The sequence below is a fragment of the Mesorhizobium sp. B2-3-15 genome, from assembly GCF_006442875.1.
In the GTDB taxonomy this organism is placed as follows: Bacteria; Pseudomonadota; Alphaproteobacteria; order Rhizobiales; family Rhizobiaceae; genus Mesorhizobium; species Mesorhizobium australicum.
In genome coordinates this window covers 38533-61465 of the sequence record NZ_VFVO01000016.1, presented here as the reverse complement: position 1 = coordinate 61465, position 22933 = coordinate 38533, and the positions used below count along the sequence as shown (strand labels likewise).

21 protein-coding genes are annotated in these 22933 nt (G+C 61.0%); 10 read left to right on the top strand and 11 right to left on the bottom strand.

The genetic code is table 11. The features are described 5' to 3' along the window. Positions 1–153 precede the first annotated feature (153 nt). The gene (locus tag FJ954_RS27285) at positions 154–810 is read left to right on the top strand and encodes an outer membrane protein (protein ID WP_015318473.1); all 657 of its coding nucleotides are present in this window, start codon (positions 154–156) and stop codon (positions 808–810) included. 60 nt (positions 811–870) lie between these two features. Here FJ954_RS27285 and FJ954_RS27280 read toward each other — a convergent pair whose 3' ends face one another. Further along, positions 871–1467, bottom strand: a complete 597-nt coding sequence (locus FJ954_RS27280; protein WP_140664697.1) for a glutathione S-transferase family protein — start codon at positions 1465–1467, stop codon at positions 871–873. A 434-nt stretch (positions 1468–1901) separates the two neighbouring features. Next, positions 1902–2279, bottom strand: a complete 378-nt coding sequence (locus FJ954_RS27275; RefSeq protein WP_181177930.1) for a hypothetical protein — start codon at positions 2277–2279, stop codon at positions 1902–1904. 634 nt (positions 2280–2913) lie between these two features. On the opposite strand from FJ954_RS27275, the gene FJ954_RS27270 reads away from it, so the two are divergent. Then, positions 2914–3225: a transcriptional regulator gene (locus FJ954_RS27270; RefSeq protein ID WP_140664692.1), complete on the top strand. Its 312-nt coding sequence runs from the start codon at positions 2914–2916 to the stop codon at positions 3223–3225. A 241-nt stretch (positions 3226–3466) separates the two neighbouring features. Here the strand turns inward: FJ954_RS27270 and FJ954_RS27260 are convergent, their stop codons facing one another. The 4 genes from FJ954_RS27260 to FJ954_RS27245 all read right to left on the bottom strand — a co-directional run bounded on the left by FJ954_RS27260 (position 3467) and on the right by FJ954_RS27245 (position 6275). Continuing rightward, on the bottom strand, positions 3467–3919 hold the full coding sequence (locus FJ954_RS27260; RefSeq protein WP_140664686.1) for a hypothetical protein: 453 nt from the start codon (positions 3917–3919) through the stop codon (positions 3467–3469). A gap of 184 nt (positions 3920–4103) precedes the next feature. Further along, positions 4104–4970, bottom strand: a complete 867-nt coding sequence (locus FJ954_RS27255; protein ID WP_140664684.1) for a 23S rRNA (adenine(2030)-N(6))-methyltransferase RlmJ — start codon at positions 4968–4970, stop codon at positions 4104–4106. After that, positions 4967–5578, bottom strand: a complete 612-nt coding sequence (locus FJ954_RS27250; RefSeq protein ID WP_140664681.1) for a hypothetical protein — start codon at positions 5576–5578, stop codon at positions 4967–4969. Before FJ954_RS27250 ends, FJ954_RS27255 begins: the two co-directional genes overlap by 4 nt. Before the next feature lie 19 nt (positions 5579–5597). Continuing rightward, positions 5598–6275 carry a TetR/AcrR family transcriptional regulator gene (locus FJ954_RS27245; RefSeq protein ID WP_140664679.1) on the bottom strand — a complete coding sequence of 226 codons (678 nt, stop codon included), beginning with the start codon at positions 6273–6275 and terminating at the stop codon, positions 5598–5600. A gap of 85 nt (positions 6276–6360) precedes the next feature. Between FJ954_RS27245 and FJ954_RS27240 the strand changes: the two genes are divergently transcribed. The 3 genes from FJ954_RS27240 (at position 6361) to galE (ending at position 10048) form a co-directional block, all read left to right on the top strand. After that, a complete protein-coding gene (locus FJ954_RS27240; protein WP_015318481.1) occupies positions 6361–6831 on the top strand; it encodes a carboxymuconolactone decarboxylase family protein in 471 nt (156 codons plus the stop codon). A 1142-nt stretch (positions 6832–7973) separates the two neighbouring features. Next, positions 7974–9020, top strand: coding sequence for a UDP-glucuronic acid decarboxylase family protein (locus FJ954_RS27235; RefSeq protein ID WP_140664676.1), 1047 nt, complete (start codon positions 7974–7976; stop codon positions 9018–9020). Then, complete coding sequence (gene galE / locus FJ954_RS27230) at positions 9017–10048, top strand: UDP-glucose 4-epimerase GalE (protein WP_140664673.1); 1032 nt, start codon at positions 9017–9019, stop codon at positions 10046–10048. The genes FJ954_RS27235 and galE overlap by 4 nt, the downstream gene beginning before the upstream one ends. An 870-nt stretch (positions 10049–10918) precedes the next feature. Here galE and FJ954_RS27220 read toward each other — a convergent pair. Continuing rightward, complete coding sequence (locus FJ954_RS27220) at positions 10919–11545, bottom strand: DUF995 domain-containing protein (RefSeq protein ID WP_167331129.1); 627 nt, start codon at positions 11543–11545, stop codon at positions 10919–10921. Between the two features lie 192 nt (positions 11546–11737). On the opposite strand from FJ954_RS27220, the gene FJ954_RS27215 reads away from it, so the two are divergent. The 3 genes from FJ954_RS27215 (at position 11738) to FJ954_RS27205 (ending at position 15517) form a co-directional block, all read left to right on the top strand. Next, complete coding sequence (locus tag FJ954_RS27215; protein WP_140664667.1) at positions 11738–13363, top strand: glycosyltransferase family 39 protein; 1626 nt, start codon at positions 11738–11740, stop codon at positions 13361–13363. 181 nt (positions 13364–13544) lie between these two features. After that, the gene (locus tag FJ954_RS27210) at positions 13545–14471 is read left to right on the top strand and encodes a lysylphosphatidylglycerol synthase domain-containing protein (protein ID WP_140664664.1); all 927 of its coding nucleotides are present in this window, start codon (positions 13545–13547) and stop codon (positions 14469–14471) included. A 44-nt stretch (positions 14472–14515) separates the two neighbouring features. After that, positions 14516–15517 carry a glycosyltransferase family 2 protein gene (locus FJ954_RS27205; protein ID WP_210241783.1) on the top strand — a complete coding sequence of 334 codons (1002 nt, stop codon included), beginning with the start codon at positions 14516–14518 and terminating at the stop codon, positions 15515–15517. 262 nt (positions 15518–15779) lie between these two features. Here FJ954_RS27205 and FJ954_RS27200 read toward each other — a convergent pair whose 3' ends face one another. Together FJ954_RS27200 and FJ954_RS27195 are read right to left on the bottom strand one after the other, a co-directional pair. Then, positions 15780–16196, bottom strand: a complete 417-nt coding sequence (locus FJ954_RS27200; protein WP_140664658.1) for a hypothetical protein — start codon at positions 16194–16196, stop codon at positions 15780–15782. Positions 16197–16538: 342 nt separating this feature from the next. Further along, positions 16539–18407, bottom strand: coding sequence for a cellulose synthase catalytic subunit (locus tag FJ954_RS27195; protein WP_140664655.1), 1869 nt, complete (start codon positions 18405–18407; stop codon positions 16539–16541). Between the two features lie 614 nt (positions 18408–19021). Here FJ954_RS27195 and FJ954_RS27190 point away from each other — a divergent pair. Then, positions 19022–19945, top strand: a complete 924-nt coding sequence (locus FJ954_RS27190; protein WP_140664653.1) for a glycoside hydrolase family 26 protein — start codon at positions 19022–19024, stop codon at positions 19943–19945. 131 nt (positions 19946–20076) lie between these two features. Further along, positions 20077–20595, top strand: coding sequence for a DUF995 domain-containing protein (locus FJ954_RS27185; RefSeq protein ID WP_015318492.1), 519 nt, complete (start codon positions 20077–20079; stop codon positions 20593–20595). Between the two features lie 143 nt (positions 20596–20738). Here the strand turns inward: FJ954_RS27185 and FJ954_RS27180 are convergent, their stop codons facing one another. Both FJ954_RS27180 and FJ954_RS27175 read right to left on the bottom strand, forming a co-directional pair. After that, complete coding sequence (locus tag FJ954_RS27180; protein ID WP_140664650.1) at positions 20739–21188, bottom strand: DNA polymerase III subunit chi; 450 nt, start codon at positions 21186–21188, stop codon at positions 20739–20741. Positions 21189–21197: 9 nt separating this feature from the next. Then, the gene (locus tag FJ954_RS27175; RefSeq protein ID WP_015318494.1) at positions 21198–22745 is read right to left on the bottom strand and encodes a leucyl aminopeptidase; all 1548 of its coding nucleotides are present in this window, start codon (positions 22743–22745) and stop codon (positions 21198–21200) included. Positions 22746–22933: the final 188 nt, after the last annotated feature.

The following is a 22933-nucleotide window of genomic DNA, read 5'->3' as shown; positions in this document are numbered from 1 at the left end:
CGCCGGGGAATGACCCAAGTTCAGGTTCGGTTCAGCCGCATTTTGACACGACATTTGGAACCGACGAACGCCAGATCCGTTTCACCCCCCGGACGGGTCGATGGCGATCGTGAGAAACAAGCCTGTGTCCTGTGGCTTAAGGAGTAAAGAACAATGCAAGCCAATCTCAAATTCGCACGGCCGCTGGCTGTTGCGCTCGGGCTCTTCGCCCTCGGTGGTACCGCTTATGCCGCGGACGTCGTTTCGGAAGAGCCGCCGGCACCCGCTCCGGTTGCCGAACTTCCGGTCGCCTCGTGGGCCGGTCCCTATGCCGGTATCAACCTTGGCTACGGCTTCGGCGGCAAGACCAAGGAAAAGGATTTCGGCGTTTCGACCGACACCAAGGGTTTTGTCGGCAGTGTCTTCGGCGGCTATCAGTGGCAGCAGGAGAACTTCGTGTACGGCGGTGAAGCCGAACTCGGCTACAACGGCGTCAAGGGTGACGACAACGGCATCCACTCCAAGGGCGGCTTCGAAGGCTCGCTGCGTGCCCGTCTCGGCTACGCCGTGACCCCGGAAATCCTGCTCTACGGCACCGGCGGTCTCGCCGGCAAAAGCCAGAAGGTGGAAGACTCGGTCCTTCTCGCCAGCGACCGCGCCACCATGCTCGGCTGGACGGCAGGCGTCGGCACCGACATCAAGCTGACCGACAATGTCTTCGGCCGCGTCGAGTATCGCTACACCGACTTCGGCAGCAAGAGCTTCGACGGTATCGGCAAGGTCAAGGCGACGGACAACCGCGTCACCTTCGGCCTCGGTATGAAGTTCTAAGTCGTTCAAGCCACGACACGAAAAGCCGGGCCTCGCGCCCGGCTTTTTTGTGCCGATCGCTCAGGCCGGAACCGCGGACTTCAGCTCCGGGAATTTTTCGTCGAAACGCGCCGCCCAGCGGGTCAACCGGCCGCGCCCCTTCTCCCACCGTCCGCCAAAGCGGAGCGAGAGATAGCCGAGGCAGGCACGCAATGCCAACTGACCGGCCGTGATCTTCTTCGGCAGCTTTGGCGGATTGGCGTTGAGCAGATCGAGTGCCGCCATGATCTTCGCCCACTGCCGGTCGAGCCAGGGCTGATAGACCATCTCTTCAGGCCGGGTGCGGCGTTCGTAGACCATCGACAGCGCGCAATCGCAGATACCGTCCGCCAGCGCCTCCAGCACTTCCGCTTCCAGACGCTTGTCGGGATTGCGTGGAAACAAGACGTTCTTCGAAATCCGGTTGAGGTGCTGGGTGATGGCGCGGCTGTCGTGAACCGAACGGCCATCGTCGAGCACCAGCACCGGGATCTTGCCGAGCGGATTGGCGCCGATCAGTTCGGCCGGCCTGTCCTCGGTCTTGACCGGCACCTCATGGAGGGCGATTCCGGCATAGGCCGCTGCCATCCTTACCTTGGAGCTGTAGGGAGAGGCGGACGCGTAGAGCAGCTTCGGCATGATCGGTTTCCTGTTTGCAAACATCCAGTGTTGACCGCAGGACTGTCGCGATCAATTGCCAGAGTGCAAAAAAACAGCGGCCAGAAACCGGCTGCGGTTTCCGCCCTGGCATCACGACAAGCCTGATGCCGGTACTCTGGAAAGTATCAGCAGGCCACGACAAAAAGTCGCCCGATTCGAACGTGCGCCTACACTTCTCTGGCACCCACGCTTCGCAGGCGCTAAGCGTCACGCCGATACATTCGCCAACCACCGCGAGGAGCAAAAAAGTTGGGCGAGCGAGGCAGCCAACCGGCGCCTCGCTTTGCTTGCCCCTCGGCCCCTTCCCGACGCTCAGCCCAGAGGGCTGAACCCGTTGCCGAACATGCTCCGATCCAGAGCGTCAGAGCGTCCTTGCCGGATCCCGAAGGACACGCGACGCCCCAACGATCCGTCTACTTCTTGGCCGGAGCCTTCGCCTTCGCAGGCGCTGCCTTTGCCTTCGGCGCTGGGGCTTTCTTCACCGCCGGCTTGGTCGCGGCGGCGGCTGCTTTGGCAGCTGGCTTGGCCGCCGGCTTCTTGGCCGGTGCCGCTTTTGCTGCCGGCCTCGCCGCGGCTTTCGCGGGAGCCGCCTTCTTGGCAGCGGGTTTGGCTGTGGGTTTGGCCGTCGCCTTGGCAGCAGGCTTCTTGGCCGGCGCCGCTTTCGCCGCCGCTTTCGCGGGCGCCGCCTTCTTCACTGCCGGCTTCGCGACAGTCTTGGCGGCCGCCGGTTTCTTGGCCGGCGCCTTCGCTGCCGGCTTTGCCGCCGCCTTGGCAGGCGCTGCTTTCTTCACTGCTGTTGCGGCCTTCGCCGCGACTGCTTTTGCGGGTGCTTTCTTTGCCGGTGCCTTGGATGCCGGCGCTTTAGATGACTGCTTAGCCATGTCATGCCCCTTCACGTTATGCCGATGGCCGTGAATGACCCCGGCGCGCAATGCATATCTGACTCGCGTCTCGCTAGCCAGCGAAGCAATGGTATGATTTTCTCAACTTAAATTTTAGTTGCGATCCACACACAATCACACTCATCATCGCAAAAATCCGCTGCTGATCTTCTGACGTCGCCAGCAAATCGATACCGGCATTCCCGATGCGATCTCGCCATCAAGATCCGAAGATTAGCGAGCGGCTTCACGCGTGATCCTTGGCCGTGAACATCATAACCCGCCGCGTCATCGAAGCGATCATCTTTTGCAGGCGCGCGGTTCGCGCGGATCACGAGCGCGATGCGACGGTCGATCTGAAGATCACCTTGTCAAGCATGGCTTGAGCATCGGCTTTCCGACTGACAGAATACTCTGTAGAACAGAGTATTCTGTATGAGATGCGATTGCGCCGTCGGTTTCGGCCATACAGAAGCAAATGGCACCGCAAAATCGCCAAGCCATATGGCGACAACCCAAGGCTTTGCCGCATTGGAGCCTGTTGATGAGCGCCGATGACATTATCCACCAGAGTACACGGCTCAGGATCATGGCCGTCCTGAACATGCTGAAAAGGCGCGAGACCCTGGAGTTCGTCCAGTTGAAAGCCATGATCGAAGTCACCGACGGCAATCTCGGAGCACATCTCGATACGCTGGCCAGAGCTGGCTATGTCGATATTGAAAAGCTTTTCGTCGGACGCCGGCCGCAGACACGGATCAGGGTCACGACGGCCGGGCGGCGGGCCTTTCGCGGTCACATTGCCTTTCTTCGCAAGATCATCGATCAGGCAGAGGCAACGCGTCGCAGAAAATAGCAAAGCGACGAGCCTTGGTTCACCGCCTCACGATACGGCGAGCCGCCCGTCGACAGTTCGACGGCGGCGGAATTGCCGCGTGTTTCGACAAGGAGCGCGTTGTCATCACGGCTGATAGCCGAGACAGATGGCGCCGAGCGCGACGCCGGCGCAGGCGCCGACCCGCCGGGGCGTCAGCGTCTCGCCTGCGCCCCCTTCAGGCCGCAGGCGCGAAAAAGATCGTAAGGAGAACGAGGTGCGTTCAGCGCAGGACGCGGCAACGGCCGTTATAGACCATCCAGCGATCGAAGCCCGAGACGCAGAACTCGACATTGTCGCCGATGGAGGCAAAGCCCTGGCCTTCCTCGATCAGATAGAAGATCGACCGGTCCCGGCCATCCGACAGGCTGACGGTTGCCCGGCAATAGTGACGGCCGATCGGCCATTCCTCGCTCGCCTGCTGATAACGGTGCTGGCGAATGTCACGAAAATCGGTGATACCGACGTCGGGCAGATGGGGCACGTGATGCACCTGGTAGGAGAACCGATGCGTGATCTTGCTCAGCACCCATGTCTCGCCACAGATGCTGCCATCGTCCTCAGTATAGACGCCGAGGTCGGCCGCCTGGACCGCCCGGGTGACACCGAGAGGCGCGGCAAGGGGCGTGCAGAGCGAAATCAGGGCAGCAAGTGCGGATTTGGCGAAGCGAGTCATGGCAGCCTCTCAAGGTCGATTGCGCGCACTGTGCGGATTCGCTCGGCGGCGGTCAAGCGGTTGCCGAAACAATGGTTTCCAGAAACCGGCGCCGGGCAGTTGCTGTAAGCAGCAACCCGCGGGTAACGGCTAAGTTCCCCAAGACTGATCGTGCGGTCGTAAGGAACGCGGCGATCGAAACTGGCTATTCCGGCGGCGGGACCTGCTCGCCGGCCAGCCATTCCAGCGACCAGTGGGCCGGCTTGGCCACGGCGAGCAATTTGTGCAGTGCCGGCAGCATGGTTCGCAGTTCGCCTTCCAGCGTGAAGGGCGGATTGACCACCACCATGCCGGTGCCATCGAGGCTGGGATCGGAAGAGGCTGGCCTGATCTCGAATTCTATGTCGAGGATTTTCGAGATGCCGGATTGCTTCAGCGCTTTCCTGAAGGCGATCACCGCCTTGCGGTCCTTGATTGGATACCACAGCGCGTAGATGCCACTGGGCCAGCGCCTGTGCGCCTTCACCAGCCCGTCGACGAGGCGGCCGAACTCACCCTCTTCCTCGAAGGGGGGATCGATGAGCACCAGGCCGCGCTTTTCCTTCGGCGGCAGGTGCGCTCCGAGCGCAAGCCAGCCGTCCAGTTCCATCACCTTTGTCTGAAAATCGCCGGCGAACTCGATCTTCAGCCTGGCGGCGTCTTTCGGGTGCAGTTCGATCGCCGACAACCGGTCCTGCTTGCGCAGGAGATTGCGCGCGAGCAGCGGCGAGCCCGGATATTTCTTTACGCCGCCCTCCGGATTGAGCGAGCGCACCGCCGCCAGATAAGGCGTCAGCAGCGCTGCCGCCTTCGCATCGAACGCGGCATCTATCAGCCTGCCGATGCCGCCCTGCCACTCGCCTGTCTTGTGCGCTTCGAGTGACGACAGATCGTAGCGGCCAATGCCGGCATGAGTGTCGATGACGCGAAACGCCTTGTCCTTCTGCTTCAGGTAGTCGAGCACGCGCGTCAGCACGACATGCTTGACGACATCGGCAAAATTGCCGGCGTGGTAGGCGTGGCGATAGTTCATGTGGGACCCCTGCCCCAACGTGGCGGCGGCGGCTGCGAGTTCGGATTTTCCGGTCGCCCGCCAGGAGAACGCAAGGACAGCAAGAAACCGATCAGGCCGACCGCCATCAGCGAGAAGCCTATCGGCCGCGCGCGGCCGTCGATTTCCCCGACACCGGAGCGCAAGACAAGGTCGACCGCTCGCATCGGTATGTCCTCGGCATCGCCCGGGCCGACCGTGAAGACGTAAGCGCCAGGGCTGACGGTGGCGATCAGGCCAGCCTCGTCGCGAAAGATCTTGTCGGGCAGCTGTGGGCTGGCCTGGCGCGGATTGTCCACATGGTTGAACTGCAGCGTCGAGGCAAGCACCGTGCGGCCATTGGTGGCCGCGGTCAGCGTCAACACAGTGCGCTGCTGCGAAACGATGCGTTCGGCCCTCGCGGTCAGGTCCACCAGCACCCGCACCGGCGCATCGCGATCCCTAAGCGATACGGTCAACGGCTTGAATCGGCCCTGCTCGTAGACCCGCCAGGTGCCGATTTCGCGGCCGGAAAAATTGGCCGTCGCCCAGGGATAGATGAGACCGATGCCGGTGCCGGCCAACAGGATCAGGACGAAGAGAAAGCGCATTCAGGCGGTCACCTTGCAATCAAACCCTGCCGGACGGTCGGCTTATATCGGCGCCGTCGCGCAGGCGTTCCATTTCGTCCAGCAGCATGTCGAGGCCGAGTTCGAAGGTCTTGTCGAATTCGGCGGCGCCAAAAAAGCGCCCGGCCTCCACGACGTTTGGATAGTCCCTGGCCAGTTGCTCGTCGCTGACGGTGTTCACCGCGGACGGGCCTCTGGAATAGCCCGCGTTCTCGTCCAGCACCGCGCCCATCAGATAATAGCCCACGGCGCGGAAGAGCCGCGCACTGAGTTCCGCGTCGAAGCCGCCATCCTTGAACAAGCCGATAATGCCGTTCAACCAGGCAAGGCAAACCGGCGAATTCATCCGGTAGGTAACAATGAAAGTGGAATAGGCGGGATGCTCGCGGCCGATGCGGCGGAAATCGTCGACGGCAACACGCATTCTTTGCCGCCAGGGAAGGCTGGTGTCAGGCACTTCAAGGGCGCCGATCAGCCGGTCGATCAGCGCCTCGTGCAGATGCGCCACCGAGGGAAAGTGATGATAGATGCTCATGGCCTCGCAGCCGAGCGCGGCGGCGAGCTTGCGCATCGAAAAGCCGAAAAGGCCCTCCCTCTCGATCACCTCGAAAGCCGCGTCCTCGATCATTTCGCGCGACAGACGCCCGCGCGCTCTCTGTTTCGTGATTGGCTGATCCATAGCGCCGCTTGACAACTTACAGTGTAAGGTTCATTTTCGCCGTCACCTTACATCGTAAGGCTAACAAAGACCAGAGGAGAAAACCATGTCGTACCATCGCATCGTCAAATCCGTGCAGTCTTCATCCCAGCATGTGTTCCTGTCCGCCGCAGCAGCCTGTGTCCTGTCGCTTGGCTCCGCACCTGCCCATGCCGACGACTATGATGCAACCCTCAAGGACATACAGTCGACCATGGGCGGCGTCCCAAGCTTTGTAAAACAGTTTCCCAAAACCGGTCTGCCCGGTGCCTGGGCCGAGGTCAAGGCCATCGAGCTCAGCGACAAGACGGCGTTGCCGCCCAAGGTCAAGTCGCTGATCTCCTTGGCCGTGGCGGCGCAGATTCCTTGCACCTACTGCATCTGGTCGGACACGCAGGACGCCAAGCGCGCCGGCGCTACCGACGAGGAGATCGAGGAAGCCGTGGCGATGGCGGCGCTGACGCGCCACTGGAGCACTATCTTCAACGGCATGCAGGTCGATTTCGACACATTCAAGAAGGAAATGGGCGGGCAGTAAGCCCGCCGGCAAGAAGGAAATGGGCGGGCAGTAAGCCCGCCGGGCGGGCAGTCCCGCCGGGAGTAACATAGCCAAGCTGGAGCATCGCGCCGCGTCAGGAGCGGTCTGCCACACGATAACAGGCGTCCCTGTTTTGTGGTTGCCTGAACGAGATGGCCCGCTGAGAAACGGACCATCTCGACCATTTTTGCGGCCCGCGCGCCAGTGCGGCGGTCAACCTGGATGCGTGGTCGCGCCATGGACAGCAGCTAGCCTATGCCCTCAAATGCCATTGCCGAGATGGTCGGCATTCCACTATGACTTCGATGCGCCTGCAGGCGAGAAGGGGATGTCGACTCATACCTTGGCGGATGAGGAACCTCGAATGCACAGAGGACACGGGCGGCCCGACAGAGAGAAATCGGCGTTAAAAGTCATTCCTGCGGGCCGATTTTGCCTTCTAACTTTGACTCTTGGTCTGCTCTGCGCCGCTGCCAGTTGCGACGTGGATTTCGTCAGCAGAGAGATACTGGCAAAGTATTCACGGCCAAGCGTTTATGTCTGCAGTCCCAGCGGATTTGGGCAGCAATCTCATTGCAACCTGAAGATTTGACGCCTTCTGAATCGCTCTTCATTTCAGACAGTGCCCAGGGGCTACCCACCCCAATGATCTCACAAGGACACTCCGCCCTGTTCCTCGACATCAGGCTTTTGATGGCTCCCGAGAAGAGATCGCGGCAGCCTGTGAAATTTGCTTGGATCGAGCCAATATGCTGATTCAAAATGAAGAACCCCGGCCGTGGCCATCCGCGCCCGCGCCGGGAACGCGTCGGCCATGATTAACCAATGGCAAACACAATTGGTTAAGGAATCTCTAATTTAGTTGACTTGAATTTCCACAGGTATATTTTCAGGGCGTTGGGATGTGCAATTTGGGCGAGCAATCGGCGATGATGGCATGGGGCGCGTGATCGCGATCTTGGGGCGCATGGACTGCTGAACGGCAGATACAAGCCGGGCGGCAGCGGCCTCGTAACTCAGCTAGTGACAAGCGCACATCAGTGATGGCGATCCGCGGATGCGGAGATTGCCGCGTTTAAGGACGTGGCCGGGCAGTGCTTTGCCCTGCCCGGCGGTAGCGTGTGCGGTGCGTGGAGGAAAGCATGAGTAAGGTCATCAAGGTTCTGAAACTTGGTTCCAGAAACGATCAAAGGGGCAACGGCAACGACCATAACCGAGGCCGTGCGCTGGTCGCTGGAGGCGCGGGCTTCCTGGGATCGCATTTGTGCGAACGACTTTTGCAGGACGGATACGACGTCGTCGCACTGGACAATTTCCATACCGGCAAAAGATACAATCTCAATACGCTGCTGCGCGATCCGAGATTCAGCTGCATGGAGCACGACATCGTCGATGCATTGCCTTTGGACCTTCGGTTCGACGAGATCTACAATCTAGCCTGCCCTGCTTCTCCGCCACATTATCAGGCAGATCCGATCCATACCTTCAAGACCAGTGTGCTTGGCGCGCTGAACCTGTTGGAACTCGCGCGTCGGAACAATGCCAAGATATTCCAGGCCTCGACTTCCGAGGTCTACGGCGATCCGTTCGTGCACCCGCAGCCCGAAAGCTATTTCGGCAATGTGAACACGCACGGACCGCGCTCCTGCTATGATGAAGGCAAGCGTTCGGCCGAAACCCTTTTTTTCGACTATTCGAGGACGTATGGCCTCGACATTCGCGTAGCCCGTATCTTCAACACCTACGGTCGCCGCATGCAACCCGATGACGGGCGCGTCGTCTCGAACTTCATCGTCCAGGCGTTGCGTGGCGAAGACCTGACCGTCTATGGCAGCGGCCTGCAGACCCGCTCCTTCTGCTACGCCGACGACCTGATCGAGGGTTTCATGCGGCTGATGAATGCGCCGAGTGCGCCTGCCCATCCGGTCAACCTCGGCAATCCCGGCGAATTCACCATCATGGAACTCGCGACACTGGTTGTCAGCTATACCAACTCCAGATCGAAAATCGTGCATCGGCCATTGCCGATCGACGATCCCAAACAACGCAAGCCGGATATTTCCTTCGCCAGAAGCAATCTCGGTTGGGAGCCGAAGATCAGCCTGGCCCAAGGGCTCGCGCATACCGTCGACTATTTCGACGCCCTGCTCTACGGGAGCCGGATTACCAAAGGGGCCGCGGCTTCATGAGCCAGCCGGCAGTCCTGGTGACAGGGGGAGCCGGCTTTATCGGCAGCCATACGTGCAAGCTGCTTGCCGCGGCCGGTTATCTGCCGGTGGCATTCGACAACATGTCCCGCGGCAATCGGAAATCCGTCGCCTGGGGTCCGCTTGTCGTCGGCGATATCCGCGACCGGGATGCATTGCGGGCGGCGATCGAAGCCTATCGGCCCGCATCCATCATCCATTTCGCGGCGCTCGCTTATGTTGGAGAGTCCGTCAATCAGCCGGCCGAATACTATTCCACCAATGTCACGGGCACCATCGCCGTACTCGACGCCGCACGCGCGCATTCGATCGAGAACATCATCTTCTCCAGCAGCTGCGCCACCTACGGCGTTCCGGAAGCACTGCCTATTCGTGAGACCTCTTCGCAAAATCCGATCAGCCCGTACGGGCGCACCAAGCTGATAGGCGAACAGATCATCAGCGACTATGCCAACGCATACGGAATGAAGTTCGCCATCCTGCGCTACTTCAATGCCTGCGGGGCCGATCCCGACGGGGAGCTCGGCGAGTGGCATTCGCCGGAAACGCATCTGGTTCCCAGGGTGCTGATGGCGGCGTCAGGCATCATCGACGAGATCGAGGTCTTCGGCACGGATTATGAGACATCGGACGGGACTTGCGTGCGCGACTATATCCACGTCAGCGATCTGGCCCGCGCCCATTTGAAAGCTCTTCAACATTTGGAGGGCGGGGGACAAAGCCTGGCGGTCAACCTCGGCACCGGGCGAGGCGTGTCCATCAAGGAGATTGTCCAGGCGGTCAGCCGGATGACTTCAAGACCGGTTCCGGCCGTCTTCAGGGCCCGGCGCCCGGGAGATCCGGCCGAACTCTATGCCGATCCGAGCAAGGCGCGCGCGCATCTTGGCTTTGTGCCGCAGCTTTCCGACATCGACACGATCGTCAGGACCGCCGCCCCATTCTTCGGGCTGCGGACGAAACCGGTGATACTGCCACCAAGCGACCGCGCGGTAGCGGTCGCTGCTCGATAGATCAGAGATAGCGCGGGTGGCAGCTTGCGCGTTGGCCAAATCCGCTGGGGCTGCAGATGTAAGGCGAGCCTCCTAACAACTCACCTTCATCGACAGGACTGAAAGCGACCTTCACGGGTCCCGTTGTGCGGATCGCGATCGGCGGTGGCGGAGCAAAAGCGTAAGTTCTTTCAGTGGTGCGGATAGTCCTTGTCATCAGCACCTCAGGCTCGATCCTGAGCGAACGCACGATGAATCCAGCCTGGACCGGTCGGGCTGAAGGCTTGCTCCGGAGCGGATGCGCGACCGGTGCAATGAGGACGGAACCGGTTCTGGTCGTATCCATCCCCTGACATCCTGCAACCAGAGAGGTCATCGCCACCACAACAATAGAGAGAGCTTTCTTGCTTAGGCGAGAAGCGCCCATTGCGGAATTGTTCCCCATGTGTCCCTTGCCTTTGAGTATAAGCTGGGGCGCGTTGCGACACCTGCGCCGCTTCACGCCGTTTCAGTGACCACTCGCACATCACACACAAATATTAGACATCACTAATTATTAAATTTCATGAAAACCATATGGTGTTGGATCCATCGTCTCGTCGTCTGTCAGAGAGAAGTGATTGCGCCAATCGGCGGTCGGTGCGCCGACAATTCCAGCCGGACTGCTCAGCGTTTTATAAGCGATTCGCAAGCTTCTTCACAGGCCTGGCAAAAGCGGCCTGCCTGAATCCGCCCCTCCGGACACGCCGTCACCGATGTGGTATCGGGAGGGGCCAACGGAGCCAGGAACGGCGCCTGCCGCGGCGAATAGGATTCGCCCGACCTGCTGTAAGCTTCTGATTTCGTGCATGTCGTTGTCCCGGAACCGAGGACACTTCCGAGCCATATGCATCAGTTCTTGGAGTCGATCAACTTGCGGGCCTCTTCGAACCGCGCGGCCTTGGTATCACCAGATTCGAATTTTCGGTATTCGTCGGAAGGACCTTCGGGAGTTCGTTTGAAACTGTACCATTCTCCGTCCGGATCCTTGCGTTGCTCGATCGTTCCATCCTTGATTCGGTGGCTGTAGCAGGTGCGGCGCTGTTTGCCCTTGTAGCTGTTGGACCGCCAAGCGACATCCATGCACATCTTGCCGTCTTTGGTCACCAGCCACCTGCCCTCTGCGACAGACGCTGAATCCTGCCCCGACGTCCAGGCCTCAAGGCGCCGATTGCCCTTCGCGAAATAGGCCGCTCCATTTTCCCATATCCATGTGCGATCGGCATACAGAAGCTGCAGCTCATAGGCAGTTGGAACAGTGGCGGCAATTGGAGCAATAGCGCTATCCGCTTTTGCAGGTGCGCTGTCCTTGGCGGCAGCCGCGTGGGACGTTCCCGGGAGGGCCACCTGGCCGCAGAGGGCCAGGACAAACAGGAGCAGCGTGAAACGTGCGGACCGACGACGTTCCCTGCGCCGCAGACGATCTACGCCATGCGGCGGCGACCTGGTCGGAGCTATCGGTACAATCAGCGTTGGCATGTCTGTGCGGCCCAGGGCAGCGCTATCGGCGCGACAGCCTTTGCGAATTATTTAACAGCCGCGGGAGCTGCGATGTCAACTTTCGCGGCGCCCGCTGTCGCCAAAATTAAGGATCGCGTCGTATACTCCCTCGCCTTTGACAATCGCGCGCAAAAGCAACATCCGCAGACGTCAGAGAGGACGCGGTTCCAAATGGGCGACGATCCGGAATTGAATCAGGCCGAGGTTCAGCAATACCTGCAGCAGCCGATCGCTCGGGACCCGGCTGCTCGCAATTACCTGAACCTCGACACGGCGGTCTTGCTGGGGATCCTGTTCATCGCGGTCGTGTTCAGGTTCCACAACATAACCTTGCCACTGGTCGACGCTTTCAGCTGGCGCGAGACAAGCACGGCAATGATGGCCGACAATTTTCAACAGCGCAGCTGGAATATCTTCTTCCCGGAGGTAAGTTGGACCGGGCCGGGCCCGAGTTATCAGGGCCGCGAGTTCCAGATCGTCAGCTATCTGACCGCCCTGCTCTACCAACTCTTCGGCTGGCACGACTGGTTTGGCCGCGTGGTTGCGGCCTTCTTCGGTCTGGTGACGGTGTTTTCGCTGCACAGGTTGACGGCGCTGTGCTGGGGCCAAACGCAAGCCCATGCGGCGGCGCTCGCCTACGCGCTGATGCCTGCGGCGATCATGATCGACAGCTCGTTCCTGCCCGATCCGTCGATGCTGGCGCTGGTGACAACAGGCGTTTGGCTGTTCGCCAAATACTGGGCCGGCGGCAGCCGACGGCTTATGCCGCTCGCCGCCGTCAGCTTCACGCTCGGTGCGCTGGCAAAGCCGCCGGGCGTGGCGGCGGGCGCCGTCATCTTCTACCTGATGGTCTGCTGGATTCTGCAGAAGAAGCGACGGCAGGCGACCGAGGTCTTCCTGTGGGGACTTTTGAGCCTGGCCATCATCGGCGCCTATTTCAGCTGGGCCATCTATCTCGGCCGCAGCTATCCACCCTATCACGTCGCGGGCAGCGGCTACATCTGGAACTCCGGATTGTGGACGTTCGTCAATGATGGCTTCTACTTCAAATCCGTGTGGAACACCTCTGTCTGGTGGTTCTACGGCTATCCGTTCATGGCGCTGATCGCGGTCGGTTTCTGGATACCGCCCGGACCCGCCGAAGACCCGACGCAGCGCACCCTTTCGGCCATTCCTTATATTTGGCTAGGTGCGGCCATGATCGTCTACCTGGCGGCGGCGCGCGAAATCACCAGCAATCCCTGGAATTACCACATTTTCCATGTGCCGTTCGCGATGTTCTGCGGCCGCGGCGCGCTTCTTCTGGCAACGTTTGCATCGGGAACCGTTCTGTCGCCGGTCGTGCTGCGTTCGATCTGTATCGTTGTCGTGACCCTCGTGTGGTCGACCTTTCCTCTCGTGAGGACAATGAAGGCGCCGGTCGCGATGAACGGCAAGCTGCTCGGCGAGGAGTTGGCGCGGTTGGCGCAACCGGGCGACCTCGTCGTGGCCATCGCGCCGGAGGTCGGCGATCCCGTCGCCGTCTACTACAGCAGGGCACGCGGCTGGGTGTTCCCGCCTGGCGGAGGCGATGTCGAATGGTCGAAATTCGTCGCGGACGACGCCACCGCGATCGCCCAGCTCGAGGAGTTGCGCGGTCAAGGCGCGGATCTGTTCGGCACGGCCAAGAACGCTGCCGACAATCAGGACCAGTTGTTCATCGAGCATCATGACGGCGTCGTCGACTATCTGGACAAGACCGCAACCAAGCTTGTGGATTCGGATGCTTTGCTGGTCTATAGGATCACCCGTCCATGAGAGCTGCGACAGCTGTGGGCCTTGACAGGATATGGCCCGACGGCTCAGCGGCCACGCATCCGCCCCGCGGAAGGCCGGCAAGGCGGTGGGCCAGGCGAACTGCCCCAGGATGACGTCTTGGACGTTCATTCGCCACGATGCCACCGCTGAAACTCGGTGGTGAAAACCGGCGGAGAATTGGTTGAAAAGAGCAATCTCGATAATCGTGACGCTGGCCCTGCTGGCCTGGCTGGCAAGCGACTCGCGCTGGCGGACGGTCGGCGATGCCTTCGACCGCATCACGCCAGCTACGTTCGCGGTGGCGACGATCGCCTTTTTCGTCACCTATGTCTTGCGTGCGCTACGCGTCTGCGACGAGTTCCGCGACGAGGTGAATGGCCGTTTCGGAGCCTGCCTGCGCGTCATTCTGATCCACAATGCGATGATCAACGTCGTACCCTTCCGGGGCGGCGAGACGGCCTTTCCCTTGCTCCTGCGCCAGGTCTTCGGCGTGCCGATCATGCGCGCCAGCGCCTCGCTGCTGTGGTTCAGGCTGCAGGACGCTTTCGTCGTCGGCGTGCTGGCGCTGGCGGTGTGGCCGGGCCTGCATGCGGCGATAAAGATCGCTGGGATCGCCGCCTTGATCGCTGCCGCCTGGTACCTGCCGCGTTGGGCGCGCGCGCCGCATGACTGGGCCGGGCGCGGCAGGATCGTGGCGAAGCTCGGCCTGCTGCGCGACACCTTCACCGAGGCGACCGGGCGCTCGCGTTACGGCTGGTGGTGGACGATCGCCAACTGGTCGCTGAAGCTCGCCGTGCAGGGATGGCTGCTGGCCCTGATACTGGGAACATCCTTCACGACGGCCTTTCCAGGCGTCGTCGGGGCCGAAGGCGCCGCAATATTGCCGGTGCAAGGCGTCGCCGGCTTCGGCACTTATGAAGCGGGAGCGGCGGCGGCGCTGCTCACATCCGGAATTGCGATGAAGAGCGGTCTGCAGGCGGCACTGGCGCTGCACCTGTTCATCTTCTGCTCGGCTATCGCCACCGGCGCGATAGCCTGGCTGTTTCCCTCGAAATCGACGCTGCCAGGGACTCCGGCCGTCGGACCTGCAAGGAAGCCATCCCAATGAACATATTGCCCATCCCTGCTTCGGGGCTGCCTGATGGCGCGCTGATGCCGGACCATACGCTGTCCATCGTCGTGCCCATGTACAACGAGGCCGAAAACGTCGAGCCGCTGCTGACGCGGATTCACCAGGCGATGGAACGCTACGAGCAGCCGTGGGAGGTCGTGCTGGTCGATGACGGCAGCACCGACGCGACGGTGAGCGAGATCAGGCGCCTAGCTGCGCATTATGGCCCGCATGTGCATGCGGTCGAACTCGTGCGCAATTACAAGCAGACCGCCGCGATGCAGGCCGGCATCGACGCGGCGCGCGGCGATGTCATCGCCACGATCGACGGCGACCTGCAAAATGATCCCTTCGACATCCCGCGCATGGTCTACCGCCTGCTGAGCGAGGATCTCGACTTGGTGGTCGGCTGGCGCAAGGACCGTCAGGAGGGGCTTTTGATGCGCAGGCTCCCTTCGCGTATCGCCAATGCGCTGATTGCACGCGTCACCGGCGTGCGCCTCAAGGACTATGGCTGCAGCCTCAAGGTCTATCGCGGCAGCGTCATCCGCAGCGTCAAGCTCTATGGTGAGATGCACCGCTTCATCCCGGCATGGCTGGCTACCGTGACGACCCCCAGACGCATCGCGCAGGAGGTTGTGACGCATCATGCCCGCATCCACGGCCAGTCCAAATACGGCATTTCGCGCACCTTCAGGGTCGTGCTCGATCTGGTGTTCATGTATTTCTTCATGCGCTATCGCACACGGCCCGGACATTTCTTCGGTGGTATCGGTATCGCGCTTGGCGCGCTAGGTTCGCTGATACTTGCCTATCTGCTTTGCCTGAAGCTGTTTTTCGCGCAAGACATCGGAACACGGCCGATGCTGTTCACTGGCTTCTTTCTGCTGATCGCCGGAGTGCAGATGGTGACGTCGGGCGTGCTGGCGGAAATGCTGGCCCGCGTCTATCACGAGGCAAACGGATCATCGGCCTATGTCGCGCGGCCACGGCCGGCGCCCGGCGACGATGACGGCTGGCTCCGCCCGAGCCGGCCTTCATGAGGAGATCGGAACGCCAGGGATATTCATGGCCACGAGCCCGTGGCGGTCGAAGGGCAAGAGATAAGGCGCAACCCTGCGCCCACCTCTCGCCCTCGACTCGCGCCCCCAGCGAAGACCTCGGCGGCAGCCCTCGGTCAGGCACCGCCACTTACACATGTCGCGGCGAATAGGATTCGCCCGGCCTGCTTTAAGCTTCTGATCTGCATGTCGTTGTCCCGGAACCGAGCACACGTCCGGGCGACATGCATTTAGGTCCAATGCTCTAGTAACGCGAACGGCAGCTGGCGCGCTGGCCGAAACCGCTCGGGCCGCAAATCCAGGGCGAATGACCGAGGAACTGACCGCCATTGCCCGGGCTGTAGGAAACCTTCACCGGTGCCGGCCTGGCAATCCGTTGCGGCCGCACGAAGGCCGCGTAGGCCTCCTCCCTGGTACGCGTCACGACACTCATCTGTGTAAGCGGTTTGCGGTAGAGAAGCTTTGTCTTGACGTGATGGACCTTCCCGGCGTGATGGGCCATTTTGCCGAACCCGTAGTCGATGGTTCGCCCGTTGATCGAGCCGGTCTTGGTTGTATCCATGGTCTGGCAGCCGGACACCATCGAGACGAGCACAAAAGCAGCAACAGCACAGGTATATTTTCTGCCGTTGTTGGCCAAACTTTCCATAACCCTGTTCATCTACGGCTCCCTACCCTTAAACATAATTCGGTTATGTGCGGGTGATATACTTTATAGTCGGCTTCTTTCCGCACTTTCTAAGTGATCATCGCCACTCAATCTGCATACGTATATTAGAACGAACTTATTAAAATTCGTGCAAACAGCATAATGAACACAGTCTTTCGGTGTTCGTTCGAATATGACGAAAATTCGATTGATTGCATCGGAGGCTGGCGGGGAGCCTGGCGTGGGGGTGCTTCGGCAAACGAAGCCTTCGCGCCGGTGGCAACGGCGATCAGCGCTCAGGCTGGCAGAGTCGGAAGGGCTGTTGCAGGTGTTAGGGGACGCTCAGCGCCGCGTTTACCAACCTGGATCGAAGTAGAAATTGCGGGCGCCGATTTCGCCCATGCCGGCGCCCGAAACGGGGAAAGCCATCCTGACGAGATGAACAGCGCCGGCACCCTGCTGCAGTCCGTAAATGCCCTCCAGGCCGCGGCCGTAAAAACCCGCGAGCGGAGCCGTTAAAGCCACGCCGGCGAGCGAAGCCTGCAAGACAAATTTGCCGATACTCGGCCGCAGGGAAATCTTGTTCTCGGTGACGTGCTTGGCGATGATCACGACGGTCAGCAGGCTATATAAAGCTGCATTGAACGCGGCGAACCAGTAAAAACCCGTGGCACTCTGCGGATTTTGTACAAGGAGCACGGGCAAGGACGCACCGACGGCAAGCGCCACATAGGGAATGACGACGCGAACCGGCAGGAGATCCTTCGGGCCGCGGCCCTTCGGCGTGACGCGGAAATCGACAAACGATTTGGTCAGATAGTCGCGGACGGCCGACAGCGTGCCCGCCAGCACCCACGGCCAGCGCGCGAAGAAATGAAACAGCATGCCTTCCCAGCTGAGTGCCTTGGCAGTTACCGGTCGCGAGAGCGCGAACGCCTTCAGCATCATCACCAGGATGATCGGCGTAACCGAACTCGGCGCGTAGTGGAGAATGAAATCCAGATACGTCACATTGGCGAAGTTCCGGCCAGAAAACAGCGCGTAGATCGGCATGAGATACGTGGAGAGCGCGAGCAGTGCGAACAGCGGGTACCAAAGCTGGCAGAAAACGAACTGCAACCTCAATCGCAGCCTCAGCTTGGAGAGATACACGGGCGAGTATTCGAGCAGGATGGTGGTCAGGCTCCTCGACCACTGGAATTCCTGGGTGACGAGGTCGGCGAAAGTCTGCGGGCCATCACCGTGCGCAATGGCGTCGATTGCATGCACGCCGCGCCAGCCCCCCGCGTTGATCAGCATGGAGGTCGAGTGGTCTTCGGCCAGTTCTGGGCCAAGCCCGCCCGCCTGCTTCAATGCGGCGGTGCGCACCGCATAGTGCGAGCCTATGCACAGTGGCGCTCCAACGCTCGTGTAGCCCGACTGCAGCAGACCGTGCAGCATTCCCTCCACGAACAGTCGGCCGCGGGCCGACCAACTCTCGGCGGCATTGTTGTCGCAAATGCTCGGCGCCGAGACGTAGCCGACAGCGGGATCGGCGAAGGCCGCCAGCATCTCGCGCAGATAGGTCAGCGTCGGCACGTGATCGGCGTCCATCTGGGCGACGAAGTCGTAGCGTTCATAGCCGTAGTGATCATAGAAGAACGCGAGATTGCCTTCCTTGCAACGGGTTCGGCGCGGCCAGGTCTTGCGATGATAGTCTTCCCGGCCTCGCCGCGTCGAAATCTGGATGTTTCGCGCCTCGCACCATGCGATCGTCTCCTCGGAAGGGTCCTCGTCGGCAAGCCAGGTGTCGTGAGGATAATCCTGCGCAAGCATCGCCTCTAGCGTGCGCGCAACCACGAAAAACGGTTCGGATGGCGCTTTCGTCACCACCATCGCCACCCTCGAACTCGCAGCGATCGTGTAAAATTTGGACGGCCTTTTCGACACAAGCACGAATAACAGGAAATACATCGGCATCAGCGTCAGCCAGGCCAGCACCGTCGTCGCGAAGGCGTATGGCCCGATGTACTCGACATGCTCGGGCCTTAGCCACCAGATCCAGAAAAAACCGAGCGTGACGAACCAGAATGCCAGCGCCAGCCTCAGGATCCATTGCTGAGCGGCAGACAGGACGGGAACCAGAAAAGGGCCCTTCTGCGCCGCCTTGGCCAGAGCCGCCCGAGACCGGCGTTTCGGCCTGTTCTTACCGCTGATGGTCGCCACGTCCGCGGAAACACTCATACACGTACCGCCGCCACTCTAAGCGTCAGCCGAAGACGGCCGACAACCTTCAACCCCGGCGCCAGAATCCATCGCAAATTTATTAGAGTCAACTACATTAAGGGCTTCTTAACTATGCTTCTTGGGAACTGGTTAACCTAGCGCCTTTGAAGCGCCGGGCCGATCCGGCGGTCGCGTGCGCCCGACCAGCGCTGGACAGGCAAGCCGGACGTTTTGCGTTGAGGAATTCACCGAGAGGGGGCTGGTCCCCATGTCTGGATGAGGACAAGCAGCGTTAACCACGTTGCGAGCGCCAAGGTTAAGCAACCGTTAATTGTGCTTGACTCTTGGCCCCGACCGGCTCTTAAATTAGCTAGGGATGATATATCGGGATGTTGACGCGAATTTGTGAGTATCGCGGCGAACTTTCTCTCTGAAGCTCTTCAGTATCGGAGCCTTGAGGGATAATTTTGGGTGGGTCCGTGCAAAGTTCGCACACTCGCCAATGGTCGCTCCGAAATCCCGCAGATTACGCCAATAGAGCCGATGGGTGCTGGATAGGCGTGTCGATCAGGCATCGACGCGCCGGGCGAAGCCTTGGCTTCCGTAGGAAGTCGGGCCTTGGGAGGCAAACAATGAAACGCTCCGCAGCAAATGCGCTTGTAGTCACGCTGGTTTTGGGCGGAAGCGCCGCGTTCCCCACGGCGGGAGGCGCCGGCTCCGTCCCCGCGACGGACCCCGTTCAGACGAGCAGCGCCGCGTCGGCATTCGGCTCGTACGATCCGTATGGCGATTTCACCAATGACAAGACCGCCAGCATCGAGGAACTGTTCCTGCCTTGGGAAGACGTTGATTTATCGACGCTGCCTCTGGCCGATGCTTATGCCCAGCAGCGCGGGCGCTCGCTGTTGATCACGATCGAGCCGTGGACCTGGTCGAAGGACTGGCGCATCACCCCGCCCGAGCTGCGAGACGGCATATTGGGCGGCAGATATGATGCCAATATGCAGGCGATCTGCGGCTTGGTGGGACAGATGAAAAGCCCGGTGACCATTCGCTGGGCGCAAGAAATGGAAGACAAGAACGGTCGCTTCACCTGGGCCAACTGGGCACCGAAGGACTGGATTTCCGCCTACAAGCGCGAAGTCGATATCTGCCGCAAGGCCGCCCCCACGGCCAAATATATGTGGTCGCCCAAAGGCGATGAAGGCTTGGAAAAATACTACCCTGGTGACGACTATGTCGACGTGATCGGCCTGTCGGTGTTCGGCCTGCAGAAAAAGGACAACGACGAGGCCGGTCACGACCGTACGTTCGCCGAGTTGCTGAAGCCAGGCTATGATCGCGTTGCGGGGTTCAACAAGCCGATCGTGGTGGCGGAACTCGGCTATGTCGGCAAGCAGGACTATGTTTCGAAGTGGCAGGACGATTCTCGCAAGTCCTATGCGGAGTTCCCGGCGCTGACTTCAGTTGTCTACTTCAACCAGAAGGAAGTGTGGCCGTGGCTGGGGGGCTATGGTCTGCCCGACTGGAGGGTGACCCAGCACGTCCTGCCGTAGACGCGTCGTCCCGATGCGTCCCGACACGATCGGGATGGATCTCCATCTTTCTGTTTGTTTGCCATCCATGCCGAACCAGCGTTTCGGCATGATGGTGAGGCGTGGCGTGAATCAGTCCGTGGAGTAGTTCCGTGAAACGAGTGCTGGGTAATTGTCTTGGAGCGGCATTCGCCTGCTCCGTTCTTGTTCTTGCCTTACAGGTCCCCGCGACAGCCAAGACAGCGGCCAAAATCGCCGAGCAGGCGCAAAAGGGCGCCGTGGTGCCCGACGAAGGCGTCTACCAGATCTATCAGAACCGTTCGTGGATGTGGGGCAATCACGGGGCCGCGTTCTTTGCCGTCAGGCAGCGGCAATTTAACGCCTGGTCGACGGAAAAGGGCCAGCCGGGCTATGGCGACGGGATATGGTTCATCCCCGGCGGCGGCAAGTTGTGCTACCGCGCGCAATGGCACGGCTCCTGGGGCGTGAAGGGCTCAATGACCTGCTTCGAGCATCGCCAGACCGGCAAGGCGATCTACAAGCGCAAGTCGCCTGATGGCGAGTGGTACGTTTTCAGGAGTTCGCATCGGAACCGGTCGGACGAGTCCGCGAAATTGAAATACGGCGACTACGTCACCAGGAAACAGACGCGGATTAAGGCAAGGCTTTAGAACCGTCATCCGCGAAAGCCGCCGGGCTGGAGTTGTTCATCGTTCCAGGCGAACGTCGAACTGCTCTTCGTTCTAGCGCAATTCGCCAGGCAAGGCGCTGCGCGCTTTTCCCGGGATAGGTCCACACTTTCCGTGGAATTGCTCTACGCCTTGCGCTCCCAGCGGCGGTCCGCGGCTTGCTGCCAGTAGGTCACGGCGTGGCCGGCGTCCTTCATCGTCTTCCAATGCGCCCGGGCCATCTCGACCTGGGCCGCGTCATGGCCGTCGAACAGGAACACCGCACGCTCATAGCCGCCGAGGTCGGGCGGAGCCGCGCCGTCTACGAGGAACCTGATCTTGGCTTGGTTGGGGTTGCCGTCGCCGGTGGTCAACAGGATTGGTTGTTCACCGGGATAAGCTTCGCGATCGGTCGCGTGCGCCAGGAAGGAATCGTCGCGGAAAGTCCACAGATGCTGGTCGAGCGCGTCGCGCCGCTCCTCGGTGCCGGTCTGCACCACGGCGCGCCAGCCGCGATCGACGCTGCGCTCGAGCAGGCCCGGCAGCGCATCCTCCAGCGTCGATTCGGTCAGATGGTAGAACAGCACATCGGCCATGGATGAACGTCAGCTCTCGTAGTGATCACGCACCAGCCGGTCCAGCAGCCGAACGCCGAAACCCGAACCCCAGGACTGGTTGATCTCGTTCAACGGCGAGCCCATCGCGGTCCCGGCAATATCGAGATGCGCCCAGGGCGTGTCCTTGACGAAGCGCTGCAGGAACTGCGCGGCAATGATCGCGCCGCCGTAGCGGCCGCCGATGTTCTTCATGTCGGCGTTCTTGGAATCGATCAGCTTGTCGTATTCGGCGCCGAGCGGCATGCGCCACAGCCGTTCCTGCGTTGACTGTCCGGCCGCGGTCAGCCTTTGCGCCAGTTCGTCGTCGTTGGAGAACAGGCCGGCATAATGCAGGCCGAGCGCAACCATGATGGCGCCGGTCAGCGTTGCCAGGTTGACCATGAATTTCGGCTGGAAGCGGTCGTTGCAGTACCACAGCGCGTCGGCCAGAACGAGGCGCCCCTCCGCGTCGGTGTTGAGCACCTCGATGGTCTGTCCGGACATGGAGGTGACGATGTCGCCGGGGCGCTGGGCATGACCATCGACCGCGTTTTCGACAAGACCGATGATGCCGACGACATTGGCCTTGGCTTTGCGCGCGGCAAGCGCATGCATCAACCCGGTCACGGCGGCGGCCCCGCCCATGTCGCCCTTCATGTCCTCCATGCCCGAGGCCGGCTTGATCGAATTGCCGCCGGTGTCGAATGTGACACCCTTGCCGACGAAGGCGACGGGCCTGTCCTTCGGCTTGCCGCCGTTCCACTGCATGACCGCCATGCGGGCGCCCCGGGGCGAGCCTTGCGCGACGCCGAGCAGCGAACCCATGCCGAGCTTCTTCATCTCCTTCTCGGTCAGGATCTCGACGTTGACGCCGAGTGCCTCGAGTTCCTTGGCGCGGGCGGCGAACTCGACAGGTCCCAGCACGTTTGCCGGTTCGTTGACGAGATCGCGCGCCAGAAGCACACCGTCGATCACCGCCTCGGCATCGGCGAAAGCTTTCTTGGCGCCTGCGGGGTCGGCGGTATGGATGGTCACCTTGACCGGCTTTTTCGGATCGGGCTTACCGTTCCCTTGGCCGCCCCCCTGGCCGCCTCCTTGGCCGTCGTCCTTATCCTTCCTGGTCTTGTACTTGTCGAAGGAATAGCTGCGCAAAAGAATGCCCGCCGCGAGGTTCGCGGCGTCCTTGCCATCGGGCGAAGCGCCGGCCAGGTCGAGCACCACGGCCACGTCGGTTGCCTTGCGCAGCGATGCCGCAATGGTGCCGCCGAGCTTCAGCCAGGCATATTCGTCGAGCCCCGCGACCTTGCCGGCGCCGATCGCGACCAACCTGTCGAGCGACGTCGTTTCCGGCGCCAGGATTTCAACGATGCCGGCGAGCTTGCCGGTAAACTCGGCGATCGGGAAAGCCCGATCCAGCGTCTTGCCCGGATCGTAAGCCCTGGCCGCATCGCTCAGGCCGCCACTATCCGCCGACAGCACGAAGACCGTGCCCTTCCTGCTCGCCGCCGCCTGGGGCGCGGCGAATTTCGCAAAGGCGATCGACGGTCTCGGGTTCATCATGTCCTGCTTTCGGGGATTGGGCGACTTTGCGCGAAGCGGTTGAAGTGATCCGCGACATTTGGTCGTTTTCCGGCATTTGGCAAGACTTTGCCAAAATGGCTACCCATATGAGACGTGGAATCGAAGGCGATTCGTCGCGGCACGGCCCCGCTTCATGCCGCAACCTGTTGTTAACCATCGATGTT

Coding starts and splice junctions, on each gene's coding strand:
- FJ954_RS27200 (WP_140664658.1), bottom strand. CDS start 16,196: ATGAACAGGGTTATGGAAAGTTTGGCCAACAACGGCAGAAAATATACC.
- FJ954_RS27205 (WP_210241783.1), top strand. CDS start 14,516: ATGCCGGACCATACGCTGTCCATCGTCGTGCCCATGTACAACGAGGCC.
- FJ954_RS27175 (WP_015318494.1), bottom strand. CDS start 22,745: ATGAACCCGAGACCGTCGATCGCCTTTGCGAAATTCGCCGCGCCCCAG.
- FJ954_RS27285 (WP_015318473.1), top strand. CDS start 154: ATGCAAGCCAATCTCAAATTCGCACGGCCGCTGGCTGTTGCGCTCGGG.
- FJ954_RS27220 (WP_167331129.1), bottom strand. CDS start 11,545: ATGCCAACGCTGATTGTACCGATAGCTCCGACCAGGTCGCCGCCGCAT.
- FJ954_RS27245 (WP_140664679.1), bottom strand. CDS start 6,275: ATGGATCAGCCAATCACGAAACAGAGAGCGCGCGGGCGTCTGTCGCGC.
- galE (WP_140664673.1), top strand. CDS start 9,017: ATGAGCCAGCCGGCAGTCCTGGTGACAGGGGGAGCCGGCTTTATCGGC.
- FJ954_RS27255 (WP_140664684.1), bottom strand. CDS start 4,970: ATGAACTATCGCCACGCCTACCACGCCGGCAATTTTGCCGATGTCGTC.
- FJ954_RS27190 (WP_140664653.1), top strand. CDS start 19,022: ATGAAACGCTCCGCAGCAAATGCGCTTGTAGTCACGCTGGTTTTGGGC.
- FJ954_RS27180 (WP_140664650.1), bottom strand. CDS start 21,188: ATGGCCGATGTGCTGTTCTACCATCTGACCGAATCGACGCTGGAGGAT.
- FJ954_RS27195 (WP_140664655.1), bottom strand. CDS start 18,407: ATGAGTGTTTCCGCGGACGTGGCGACCATCAGCGGTAAGAACAGGCCG.
- FJ954_RS27240 (WP_015318481.1), top strand. CDS start 6,361: ATGTCGTACCATCGCATCGTCAAATCCGTGCAGTCTTCATCCCAGCAT.
- FJ954_RS27250 (WP_140664681.1), bottom strand. CDS start 5,578: ATGCGCTTTCTCTTCGTCCTGATCCTGTTGGCCGGCACCGGCATCGGT.
- FJ954_RS27260 (WP_140664686.1), bottom strand. CDS start 3,919: ATGACTCGCTTCGCCAAATCCGCACTTGCTGCCCTGATTTCGCTCTGC.
- FJ954_RS27280 (WP_140664697.1), bottom strand. CDS start 1,467: ATGCCGAAGCTGCTCTACGCGTCCGCCTCTCCCTACAGCTCCAAGGTA.
- FJ954_RS27270 (WP_140664692.1), top strand. CDS start 2,914: ATGAGCGCCGATGACATTATCCACCAGAGTACACGGCTCAGGATCATG.
- FJ954_RS27215 (WP_140664667.1), top strand. CDS start 11,738: ATGGGCGACGATCCGGAATTGAATCAGGCCGAGGTTCAGCAATACCTG.
- FJ954_RS27235 (WP_140664676.1), top strand. CDS start 7,974: ATGAGTAAGGTCATCAAGGTTCTGAAACTTGGTTCCAGAAACGATCAA.